The organism is Shewanella sp. A22, from assembly GCF_053850585.1.
Genome location: NZ_JBSQBN010000029.1, coordinates 1 through 12,886, shown reverse-complemented (window position 1 = coordinate 12,886; position 12,886 = coordinate 1). Strand labels below are relative to the sequence as shown.

The window sequence follows — 12,886 nt, the reverse complement described above, 5'->3', positions numbered from 1 at the left end:
ACGTCGACCCAACGTCTGTCGTTGCTTTCAGGTCTTGAGTTCTAACTTACTTCTGCCCCATTGTTGGTTTAAGAACCTAATCACTACGATTAGCTATTTTTGCAAAAATAGCTAAAATAGCTAGAAGCTGTTTTGCCTAGTGTGGATACGTTGTGAACAAAGAAATTATAGAAGAAATTAAGCAAGCACTTGCCTCCGCCCCTCGCAATAAGTACATGGCCGAATTACATCTTCAGTCCATCAAATATGCTGATGAATTAGGAAATATTACGGCTAGAGAATTTTGTGAGGAAGTCGGATTGAGGCCTAGTTACGCCACTGAGTTTAGTAAGATGAGAAATCTTACAACAAGGCTCAAAGCTGCTGGTTTAGATACAAGGAAGGTTTAAACAGTATGTTAATTGACAACGTTACTAATAAAGTAGCTGATACACTTTCAAAAACGATTAAAACCAACGATAAGCTCTCCGTTATGACGGGGCTTTTTTCTATCTACGCTTTCGATCACTTGAAAGAGTCGTTGAACAAATTAGAATCAATTAGACTACTATTTTCTCAAGCAAAAGGTTTCGACTCATTTGATTCCTTTGACCGTGAATCGCCTTTTGGTGCTCTTAATGGTACGACTCTAGAAAACAAGTTTCGTAATCAATTGAACCAAAAAGCGATAGCGCAAGAGTTTGCTGATTGGTTGAAAGAGAAAGCATCGGTTCGCTTGGTTCAACAAGCAGGCGCTGTTCAGCAACATATCACCCATGTCAATTCTCAATCAAACTCAATTGCAATTAATGGTGCTCAATTTAATGGGCAAGGTCTGGGGCTAACGGTATCTTCAGGCTTTGATATGATAAGCCTTGCAAAAGCAGATCAAGCACAAGAACTTTTAGGCTTCTTTAACCGAGTTTGGGGGAGTAAAGCACAAGTCAAAGATGCCACCGAACTTTTTCAAGCTGAACTTGCAAAGTTTACCTGTGATCAAACACCACAATTTATCTATTTCATTACCTTATATAATATTTTTAAAGATTTTGTCGGTGATCTTCAAGAAGACAAGATTTTAAAAGTAAAAACAGGATTTAAAGATACATTAGTTTGGAATAAATTGTATAAATTTCAGAAGGATGGTGTGTTAGGGGCAATTAATAAACTAGAACACTTTAATGGTTGTATCATTGCTGATAGCGTTGGTTTAGGTAAGACATTTGAAGCTCTTGCAGTAATAAAATACTACGAGCTTCGCAATGATAAGGTGCTTGTTCTTTGTCCTAAAAAGCTACGTGATAACTGGCTTATTTATACGCAAAACGACAAACGTAATTTACTCGCGAGTGATCGCTTTAATTACGATGTACTTAACCATACCGATATGAGCCGTACAGCTGGTTATTCAGGCGATATTAACCTTGAAACAATTAATTGGGGTAACTACGATCTCGTTGTAATCGATGAATCACATAATTTCCGCAATAATAACCCCAAGAAAGATGGGCGAAATCGCTACCAACGACTTCTGGAAGACATCATTCAAGCCGGTGTAAAAACCAAAGTCCTGATGCTTTCTGCTACGCCTGTAAATAACCGCTTAAATGATATGAAAAATCAAGTAGCGTTTATTACGGAAGCAAATGATCAAGCGTTGTCGGAACATGGTATTAACAGTATTGAAAGTACATTAAAGCAAGCCCAAGCTCGCTTTACTAAATGGGCTGAACAAGATCCTTATGTGAGAACATCTAAAGAATTGCTTGATTCGATGAACTTTGATTATTTCAAGTTGCTCGATATTTATACTATTGCACGTTCACGGAAGCATATCGAAAAATATTACGGCACTGCCGATATAGGTAAGTTTCCTACACGCCTCCTACCTGTAAACTTGAAGGCATCTATTGACCTTAAAGATCAATTTCCCCCTTTGGAAGAAGTAAATAAGACTATCCGTAGACTGTCACTTGCGTTCTACTCACCAATGAAATACGTGAGAATGGATAAAAAAGCTGAATATGCAAGACGATATGACCAAGAAGTAAAGGGGGGTAAGAGCGTATTTAAACAGGTTGACCGTGAAGAAAGCTTGATTCATTTGATCCGTATTAACATGCTTAAGCGCATGGAAAGTTCAATCCATTCTTTTACTCTAACATCAGAAAAAATATTGACTCAGGTCGATGCATTACTAACAAAGATCCATAATTTCAATGCAAACATAAAACCCAGCTTAACAGACGACCTTACTTATGAATTCGTGGCCCCACCAATAGAAGAAATAGATGATCTTGAGTTTAACTCACCTGAACTTGCTCCATATCTTATAGGAAATAAAACCAAAGTTCGTATTCAAGATATGGACTTAATCAGATTTTCACAGGATCTAGAAGCTGACAGAGTATTTCTTCAAGAAATTGTTAAAGAATCAAAAAGCATTGATGCTGAACGTGATGCAAAATTATCAATGTTAAAGCAAGCTTATAGTGAAAAATCCAGAAAACCGATTAATGGCAATAACAAAAAAGTTATCATTTTTACAGCTTTTGCCGATACCGCTGAATATTTATACAAAAACATTGCACCATGGGCTGAAAAAGAACTTGGCCTTCACTCAGCTGTTATAACAGGGCAACGAACTGAGACAACGCTGCGTACTCCTAGCCAAAATGGAAAAGTAGGTAAAAGGTTTACATCAGACTTAAATAGTTTGCTTACCCACTTCTCACCCAAATCCAAAGAACGAGAGAAGGTTTACCCTGAATACAAAGAAGAAGTTGATATTTTAATCGCAACAGACTGTATTTCAGAAGGTCAGAACCTGCAAGACTGTGACTATCTCATAAACTATGACATTCACTGGAATCCCGTTCGTATTATTCAACGCTTTGGACGTATAGACCGTTTAGGTTCAGTAAATGATGTCATTCAGCTGGTGAACTTTTGGCCTAATATGGAATTGGACGAGTATATCAATCTAGAAGCTAGGGTGAGCGGAAGAATGGTGCTACTTGATATTTCAGCAACTGGTGAAGAGAACTTGATTGAAACTGACAGTGAACAAGATTCGAAGAAAAACAAAGGGATGAATGATTTAGAGTACCGCAGGAAGCAACTTGAACAGCTTCAAAATGCAGTGGTAGACCTCGAAGAAATTACAGGTGGTGTCTCTATAACCGATTTGACGCTGAATGATTTTAGAATGGATCTTTCAAGCTTTCTTAGTAACAAAGATCAAGATAATTCAGCATTATTAGAGCAATCTCCAGTGGGGTTGTTTGCTCCCGTCTTTATTTCTAATTCAAGTCAATTTACGAGCAAATTCTCGCAAATATGTGATGAAATTCAATCAGGGGTAATTTTCTGCCTAAAAGATATTAAAGGCAAAGTCCAGGTTGAGGAAAGCTACTCTCTTGCCCCTTACTACCTTGCTTATATCGCTGACGACGGAGAAGTTTTGCTTTCGTTCACCCAGTCAAAACAAATACTCGATTTATGTAAAAAGTTGGGTTCAGAGCTAATCGACATGGAACAATCAGCTGATGCTTATCACCAGTTTGCTAACTGCACTCAAAATGGTAAAAAAATGAATCATTATCAAAATCTTTTAGCAAAAGCGGTAGAGAACATTGCTGGTAAAAGTGAAGAAATTGGTGCTACAAGCCTGTTTAGTAGAGGTGGTACTGTCTTATTATCATCTAGCACTCAAAACGTGAATGATTTTGAAGTCGTTAGTTATATAGTCATTGTGTAATGGAAAAAATGATAGAGCATATTGATTTTCGTCTATTAGATGATGCTAAACCAAACAGATTAGCTGACAAGGTACGTCAGCACTTGGGACTACCTGATTCTACGTTTCTAGGCACACGAATCACTAAGAAAATGCTCTTAGATTCATCTAGTCACAATGGGAACGAGTTAAGCCTTAATGATAAAAAATTAGTGACGGATGTTATTCAATCTATCGAGTGGTTAAACACACTTAAGCCAGAAACGCTTAATATTCCTGTTTATACTACTGATATAGTTGAATATATAGAGATAGCTGTGATACGAGTTACGTTAAAGTTGCCTCAAGAACTAAGCAATAAGGACAAAGGCAAACTTAAATCTAATGCCTTAAAGAAAGTTTCTAAACTTTTACATACTTTAATTCCATACCCAGTAATTCTGCTGCTAGAGCTAGCTGATGAATTATCTATCAGTCTAGCTGATAAGCGTATTAGTCAAGCCGATAAAACCAAATTGGTTATAGAGCATATCTATAATAGTGATTGGTTAAACTCATCGAGCCTAACAAAAGCTCACAATGACTTTCTTAATGATTTCTCTTTAAAAAACGCGTCAAACCTCAATTACTTTGAGCTTTATCAAGATTTCATAGCAATGCTCATAGGGCTGGAAACAAGTAAGATTTCAGGTCGCTATATGAATATAGATGGCTCATCTAAGAACTTTTCAATTGAACAGGGTAATCTACAATCTGAATCACAAGACTATACGCTACAACATGATTCACTATTGGAATCAACTTTATGTTTAACGTTTCGTGAAAAGAGCAATGAGGATAAAACAGCTTTGCTCCGTGAGTTAGCAGGATTAGAAGCTGAGTTAAGCAGCATCAGGAACAAGATTAAGAAAGAGACGCAAATGAATACAAAAATGAAACTCAATGTAGAAGCAAGAAAGATAAAACAAGCAATTTCAGCAATCACTTCTCAATTGGCATAAAGTGAGCCAAAGAAATGATATGACATAAAATAGAACGTAGTTGTTTATTCAATATTTTATACAACTCGATACAAACAAATTTGGCTTAGATAGTGAGTATGAAAATGAGTGGAATAGATAAAATCACGGGCAGCAGCCCTGAAGCAAAAAGCTTAGATATCACACAGCAAAATATTGAGCAACTAAAGCAGCTTTTTCCTGACGTTTTCTCAGAAAATAAAATAGACTTCGAAGCTCTTAAAACTGCACTTGGTGAAGCAGTAGATGATTCAGAAGAACGTTACAATTTTACTTGGCATGGTAAGACTAAGGCTCGCCAAATCTCTCAAACACCTTCGACAGGTACATTAAGGCCATGTATCGAGGAAAGCGTAAACTGGGATACCACCGAAAACTTATTCATTGAAGGCGATAACCTTGAAGTGCTTAAGTTACTGCAAAAATCTTACCATAAAAAAGTAAAGATGATCTACATCGATCCTCCTTATAACACAGGTAAAGACTTTGTTTATAAAGATAACTTTCGTAATAACATCCAAAATTACCTAGAACAAACTGGTCAGCTAGATCATGAAGGAAAAAAAACCAATACAAACTCTGATACTTCGGGAAGATTCCATTCTGATTGGCTGAATATGATGTATCCTAGGTTAAAACTTGCACGAAATTTACTTAAAGATGATGGTGTTATCTTTATATCCATTGATGATAACGAATCATTAAACCTCCGAAATATTATGAATGAAATATTTGGTGAAATAAACTTTGTTGCTGATGTATGTGTTGTCAATAATTTAAAAGGCCGAAATGACAAAAAGAATATAGCTACAGCAAATGAAAGACTGATGATGTACAAAAAATCTGATTTATTTGAAGAATACGGTTTAGATTTGCCAGAAGATAAAATAAAAGATTACAAACTTACTGATGATAACGGAAAGTATAGGCTGATTGAGCTACGTAAACGTGGTGGGGCGGATACAAGAGAGGAAAGGCCGAACATGTACTACCCGTTTTATGTCGATCCATTAACGTCCGAAGTTAGCTTGGAAAAGAACGAACGTTTTTGTATAGAAGCATTGCCTACTAAGTCCAATAATGTTGATGGTCGTTGGCGCTGGGGAAAAAGTACTGCAAGCTTACGCTTATCAAGCTTAATTGGTAAAACCGTGAGAGATTCTGGAAAATATAATATTTACGAGAAGGATTACTTAGATCAATCAGGAGAAATTAAGCGAATTAAGCCAAAGTCCATAATGTTTGGGAAAGACTACTCTACAGATGGAGCAACGAAAAAGTATAGAGCTTTAATGCCTGATGTTGATTTTGATAACCCAAAGCCAGTTGAATTTTTAGAAGATTTAGTAGTTTATTCTTGTCCACCTAATTCAAATGAAATTTGCATGGACTTTTTTTCTGGTTCAGGAACACTTGCACATGCTGTGATGAGTCGAAACTTAAAAGATAATGGGAACCGTAAATTTGTTGCGATTCAACTACCAGAACCTCTCTCAGATGTAACTACTAATTATAAGAAAATAAGTGATATAACTTGTAAACGTATAACTAGAGCTGGAGAAAAAATTAGTTTAGAAAATAGCCAGATTGATTCTGGGTTTAAGAAATTTATGTTAAGCGAAACAAATATAAAACCTTGGAATGTAGACTTCGATAATCTTGAGCAAGTACTTCAACAAGCAACTGAATCAATTAAATCAGATCGTTCTAGTGAAGATGTACTGTATGAAATTTTTCTAAAGTATGGCTATGAATTAACTACACCTGTAGATATTGAAATGGTAAACGACTATTTTGGAAATGATCGACAGGTTTTTGTTGTTGGTGCTGGAGCGTTAATTGTCTGTTTAGATGATGAAATTACAGCCGAAGTGGTAGAAGGTATTGCCAAGTTAAAAGAAAAACTAAACCCAGAGACTACCCAAGTTGTATTTAAAGATGCTGGATTTGCTGATAGCAATGTAAAAACCAATGCAATCCAGATTTTGAAGCAGGCAGGTATTAGCGATGTTAAAAGCATTTAAGGGGTAAATTATGTCTGAAATGAAGATACAGTTTGACCCAGATCTGACTCATCAAAAAGATGCAATTAACGCCGTTGTAGGTGTGTTTGAAGGGCAAGAAACATTTCAATCTAATTTTTCTGTATCAAATGCTGTTCAAGCGGATATGTTTGAGAAAAATGATGGTATCGGTGTTGCTAATGCCTTGAGCTTGTTACCAGAAGAGTTATATGAAAATACTCGAAATGTTCAGTTAGTTAACGGTTTACCTCAAACTGAAACAACGAAGCAAGCACTGCCGAGTCTTGATTTTACTATTGAGATGGAAACCGGTACGGGTAAAACATACGTTTACTTGCGAAGCGCATTTGAGTTGAATCAACGTTATGGCTTAACAAAGTTCATCATCGTTGTTCCATCAGTAGCGATCAAGGAAGGTGTTTTTAAATCGCTGCAAATGACTGAAGATCATTTCAGAAAAGAATATAAAAACGTGCAGTATGATTACTTTGTCTATGACTCTTCAAAACGTGAGCAAGTCAGAAACTTTGCTACCAATGACTATATTCAGATTATGGTTATCAACATTGATGCTTTCAGTAAGTCATTTGTTGATCCTGAAAAAGAGTCTACTGCTAACTTAATTCACCGTACAGACGATCGTCTAAACGGTATGAAGCCAATTGAGTTCATCCAAGCGACACACCCAGTAGTGCTAATTGATGAACCTCAATCAGTAGCATCTACCGCTAATCGCAAACAAGCAATTGCGAGCTTGAACCCTTTATGCACTTTCCGTTATTCAGCAACGCTAACTGAAAATTTAAATATGCTTTACAAGCTTGATTCGATTGATGCATATGAGCGTAAGTTGGTTAAACAGATTGAAGTAGCGTCGATTGAGGTTCAGGACAATCATAACCAAGCTTATATTAAGCTGATTGGTGTTGATAACAAGAAGTCACCAATTACTGCTAAAGTTGAAATTGATGCTCAAACTAAAACGGGAAAATTGCAAGCCCGTAAAACAATAACCGTAAAAAGTGGTACTGATTTATTTGAAGCTTCAAATGGACGAAGTATTTACGAAGGCTATGTGATTAACGACATTTATTGTGAAGAAGGCAATGAGTATATCGATTTTACCAGTCGTGATGACATCATTGAACTAGGTCAAGCTATTGGTGAAGTTGACCAAGATACTTACAAGCGACTTCAAGTATCAAAAACGGTTGAAGAGCATCTTGAAAAAGAGTTGAGATTTTATAAAAAAATCACTCAAGGTGTTGATGTGATGGAGCACTCCAAGGTTATTAGCCAAAAAGGGATCAAGGTTCTGAGCTTGTTCTTTATTGACAAAGTCGCCAACTATCGAGGTTACTCTGTAGACGGTGTGCCTGTACAAGGTAAATTTGCACAGTGGTTTGAAGAAGAGTTTACTCAACAGCTTAGAAAGCCAAAGTATAGGATCCTATATCCTAGTGTATGGGATAAAAACGGGGACAAGTTCATTGTTAATGAGCAATCTCTCAAAGAATTAGCGAGTTCTGTTCATAATGGCTACTTTGCACAAGATAAGAAAAAAGATTCATCTGGTAATCCTTTGTTTGCAGAGTCTAAGCTTTCAGCAAAGGGAGAAGGTGGCAAAACTGCTGCTGATGAATCTGCTTATAACTTGATTATGAAAGACAAAGAAAAGTTACTCTCAATGGATGAGAAGTTACGTTTCATTTTTAGTCACTCGGCCCTTAAAGAGGGATGGGATAATCCTAACGTATTTCAGATATGTACCCTTAACGAAACTAATTCCGTGATGAAAAAACGTCAGGAGATTGGCCGAGGTTTGCGTTTAGCTGTCGATCAGTCTGGTGAGCGTGTACCTTATGGATTTGAAGTAAATACGCTAACGGTTATGGCGAATGAATCTTATGAGGAATTTGTAGCAGCACTTCAAAAAGAAATTGAAGAAGAAGAGGGTATTAAGTTTGGTGCAGTAGAAAAGCATCAATTTGCTAATATTGTGATCTATGGTGAACATGATACTAAACAGTTTCTTGGAGCGAAAAAATCTGAAGAGATTTATCAACACTTAGCGGCTAAAGGTTATATTGATAAAAAAGGTAAAATTCAAGATTCCCTAAAAGTTGATTTAGCTGATAATACAGTGAGTTTACCTGAAAGCGTTATAGAACATTCTGAAGCAATTCTTGCGACTCTAAGTAAAGTTGCTAAAGGGTTGAGTATCAAAAAACACGAAGAAAAGAAAACAGCTAGACTACGTGAAGATAATGGTAAGCAAATTGTGCTTGGCGATGATTTTAAAGCGCTTTGGGAACGTATCAAGTATAAAACTGCATATCGAGTTAATTTCAGTGTTGGTGAGCTTGTACAGAAGTGTATCAAAGAAATTAGATCGTCTGTCGCAGTAGGTAGTGCCAAGTTTGAATATAAAAAGGTGAAAGTCGCAATAACAGAGGCTGAATTGGAAACATTTGATGAACAATCAAAAATTCAATATTACCGTAATCGTAACTTTAAACTTCCTGATATTGTCACCTATCTTGAATCATACACTAACCTTACCCGTAAAACCGTTGTAGACATACTGCTTGGTATTGGTGATAAATTAGAGGCGTTTAAAAATAACCCTCAAAAATTCATTGAGTTAGCTAGTGAAGTCATTCGTAAACAGATGCGTTTAGCTATTGTTGATGGCATTTCATATCATCGAATTGGAGATGATGATTTTTATGCTCAAGAGCTCTTCCAAGAGGAAGAATTAACCGGATACCTTAAGGATATGGTTGAAGCTAAAAAGTCTGTTTATGATTACATCGTTTGTGATTCGGGGACAGAGTTTGAATTTGCTGAGAAACTCGAAGAGTCGACGGATGTTAAGCTTTACGCAAAACTACCTGCTTGGTTTAAAATAGATACACCATTGGGAAGTTACAATCCCGATTGGGCGGTATTAATAGACAAAGATGATGGTATGGGTGAACAGCTCTATTTTGTCGTTGAAACCAAATCAAGTATTTTTTCTGATGAATTACGCTCCTCAGAGCAAGCTAAAATTGATTGTGGTATTGAGCACTTTAAAGCGTTATCACAAGACAAAAACGGTAGAGCCATAGAGAACCCTGCTAAGTTTGTTAAGGCTGATAATTTTAATACTTTTGCTACATACCTAGAAGAATAACGCACTTCTCCTCTAACGAGATAGCTCCAGAACTGGCTATCTCGTACTTTTTATGTTTTTGAATAAGTATTCGGATAAAATCGATATGCCAATTACAGTTGAATTTTAACTCTAACTAATATTTGTCCAGAAATTAGCTAGAGCCTGTAACTAGGTGGCCAAATTAACTATGCCCCTACAATAAACAACCGATTGTCAAAGTGAGTAAGGAAATATTTATTGAATTTTAGATGAAGAGAGCACTAAAAATATTTAGTAACTGTTAGTGAGTTACTTTTTGTGCAACCTACTGATAAGTAGAGCATTAAATAAAAGTAGGATTTGCTCGTAGGGGAAACTATCATTATACAATAGATAAATTTTTCAACGTCGACCCAACGTCATAGCAACCAATTTTGCAAGACCAAGCGATCTCTGCGACTATTGGGTGAGATTGATTCAGTTTTTAATAGGGAAATGTATTAGCACACAATAACTAATGAATTCTATTTACCTTTTGGATTGTTTGATAAATACTGATTTTAATGACAGTATAAAACAAAGGCTGTATAATTTGCCGCCGATTGATTTACGTTAAATTAGTGATTTTTGGAGAGATATATGAGCGATATTACATTTCAAGATGTAGCTAAATACATCCTAGAGAAAAAAGGTGATATGTCAGCGATGAAGCTGCAAAAGCTAATGTATTACTCTCAAGCATGGTCACTAGTTTGGGATGAAGCGTGTCTTTTCGATGATGATTTCGAAGCGTGGGCTAATGGCCCGGTTTTAAAGCCCTTATACAATTTACATCGCGGACAATTCAAGGTTAGTAGTGAGATTGTAAGTGGTGGTAACACCGACAAACTTAGCCAAGAACAAGTTGATAGCATTGATAAAGTTCTAGATTTCTTTGGATCGAAAACTGCACAGTGGTTAAGCGACTTAACACACAAAGAGCAGCCTTGGATTATCGCCCGAGAAGGCTTAGAACCAATGCAGACATCTAGTAATATAATAACCAAAGGTTCAATGGACGAATATTATTCAGCTCTATAATGGTTGCTATCGATAGGGCTGCTAGAAAAGCAGAAAAAGCTGCAAAGAGAAATAAAAAATCCATTAAACTTCAAACAAATTTCATCGAAAACAACCCGCTAAAAGAGCCTAAAGTTCAGGTTTTACCTGATATAGAAAAACTCCCTAAATTTGAAGCAAGCATTAGCACTTTAGATACCCCCAAACAAGTTAGAGTTAACGCAAATGGCTCTCGCTTTGGCCTCACAATGACATGGTGTGCTCGAAAAGCTGATTCTGAGGGCGATTGGTCATGGGGCGAGCCAAGGGCATGGGATGACGTTGAATGGACTGGTACGATATTAAATGGTTTAAATAATATTGAAGGATTAGATTGGAAAGAGATACAACAACAAAGTTCTGATTCGGGTCATTTAATGCACCACTCGCATGATGTCGTTGATATAGCAGATGAAGCTGTAGAGCGTTGGATTAATTTGGGATTTGAAGAGTTTGATGAAATATTTCGTTTCCGTTTGGGTAACACCAAGCGAGCATGGGGTGTTGTGCTAAACGCTCATTTCTATATGGTTTGGTGGGAGCGGAAACATCGTATTTATAGTGTTGATTAGAGCCAGTTGCAGATTAGTTGCAAAAATATATCTAACTGTAATCAAGCGGAGTTAAGCCAAGTAACATCATAATAATGCCAGTCTCAGTCCAGTAAAGCCCTGTCTATAGTAACCCTCGGATTGTGATTCCGGTTGTCGTGGGTTCGAGCCCCATCAGTCACCCCATTCAATTTGTTGTTTTATGTATATTTCGGTGATTAGCGCAGCCCGGTAGCGCATCTCGTTTGGGACGAGAGGGTCAGAGGTTCGAATCCTCTATCACCGACCAATTGACGCCTTTAAGCGTATTAAGCTGTTATAGTTTAATGAATTATAGATTTACGGTGATTAGCGCAGCCCGGTAGCGCATCTCGTTTGGGACGAGAGGGTCAGAGGTTCGAATCCTCTATCACCGACCAATTAAACAAAAAAGCCACTCATTAGAGTGGCTTTTTTGTTTAATTGGTCTGAAACGCCGTTAACGGCGTTTTTACGCCCTATGTGCTATCTCTGTAGGTTTGGTGTATCGAAGAGCCTTCGTAGTAGCGATACGGTTGCTGTGGTTAACTTATTCAATCTGGATTGGAATAGAATAATAATTAACAGCAAAATATCCCCCTGATGACATTTCAAATTAAAAGTATCCCCGTTTTTACGTGACGACATCTCGTCAACGTATCGCATAATGTTATGAACAAGTTTGGTTATCGTTATGCGGATATTGCTATCGAGCGAAGTATGAATGACTGAGTTCATATATGGTCTCCTCCCTTATTGCAAGGTGTCATTCATCGATAACAGGGACAGGATTGCTGTCATATTAACGGTCTTTAAATGAAGTTTGTTACTTCTGACCTCGATGTATTCCGCGCATATTGTCTTTATCAGGTTATCGGTATTTGCTACCACTGAACTCGCCAGGTTTTCAATATGCAGGTTTTGCCTGTTATGTCATCGCTTCATTTTACCCACGCAATTCGTTGAAGAGCGGTTTACTTTTTATTGCTACTTATATTTCTATGGTTGAATAATCTTTGCCTGATACCGTTATAGCCCAGGACATTCTCGCCATTTTGTTGGCATAAGCCACACATGCGCGGTTATGTCCCCGAGTTTGCACAAGCTCATTGAGCCATTGGCTCAACTTGTCATGCTTGGTGCCAGTTCTTGATGCAACCGCTTTAGCACCTTGTATTAACAAACACCTTAGGTAATACCAATCTCATTAAATATCTGGTCAGTTCAGAGTCTCTCAGGTTTTTCAATTCAAGGCACATTGATGTAGAAATGGTTGTTCCCTTTTAAATCGATGTAACACAGAAGTGGAATACCTGAGA

General features: G+C 37.1%; 7 protein-coding genes and 2 tRNA genes. All 9 read left to right on the top strand.

Annotated elements, in window-relative coordinates; genetic code table 11:
• Positions 1 to 152: 152 nt before the first annotated feature.
• Positions 153 to 389 (top strand): HTH-like domain-containing protein, encoded by a 237-nt coding sequence (locus ACWXWT_RS07475; RefSeq protein WP_432363836.1) that lies wholly within the window; start codon positions 153 to 155, stop codon positions 387 to 389.
• A gap of 5 nt (positions 390 to 394) precedes the next feature.
• On the top strand, positions 395 to 3,739 hold the full coding sequence (locus tag ACWXWT_RS07470) for a helicase-related protein (protein ID WP_456040989.1): 3,345 nt from the start codon (positions 395 to 397) through the stop codon (positions 3,737 to 3,739).
• Complete coding sequence (locus ACWXWT_RS07465; protein WP_456040988.1) at positions 3,739 to 4,719, top strand: DUF4391 domain-containing protein; 981 nt, start codon at positions 3,739 to 3,741, stop codon at positions 4,717 to 4,719. The genes ACWXWT_RS07470 and ACWXWT_RS07465 overlap by 1 nt, the downstream gene beginning before the upstream one ends.
• Before the next feature lie 104 nt (positions 4,720 to 4,823).
• Positions 4,824 to 6,761, top strand: coding sequence for a site-specific DNA-methyltransferase (locus ACWXWT_RS07460; protein ID WP_456040987.1), 1,938 nt, complete (start codon positions 4,824 to 4,826; stop codon positions 6,759 to 6,761).
• A 10-nt stretch (positions 6,762 to 6,771) separates the two neighbouring features.
• A complete protein-coding gene (locus tag ACWXWT_RS07455) occupies positions 6,772 to 9,939 on the top strand; it encodes a type III restriction-modification system endonuclease (RefSeq protein ID WP_456040986.1) in 3,168 nt (1,055 codons plus the stop codon).
• Between the two features lie 600 nt (positions 9,940 to 10,539).
• Positions 10,540 to 10,980 (top strand): Panacea domain-containing protein, encoded by a 441-nt coding sequence (locus tag ACWXWT_RS07450; RefSeq protein ID WP_162022186.1) that lies wholly within the window; start codon positions 10,540 to 10,542, stop codon positions 10,978 to 10,980.
• Positions 10,980 to 11,570: a hypothetical protein gene (locus tag ACWXWT_RS07445; RefSeq protein WP_162022187.1), complete on the top strand. Its 591-nt coding sequence runs from the start codon at positions 10,980 to 10,982 to the stop codon at positions 11,568 to 11,570. The genes ACWXWT_RS07450 and ACWXWT_RS07445 overlap by 1 nt, the downstream gene beginning before the upstream one ends.
• Positions 11,571 to 11,761: 191 nt before the next feature.
• Positions 11,762 to 11,838: transfer RNA gene (locus ACWXWT_RS07440), tRNA-Pro, on the top strand.
• Positions 11,839 to 11,891: 53 nt separating this feature from the next.
• Positions 11,892 to 11,968: transfer RNA gene (locus tag ACWXWT_RS07435), tRNA-Pro, on the top strand.
• Positions 11,969 to 12,886 lie beyond the last annotated feature (918 nt).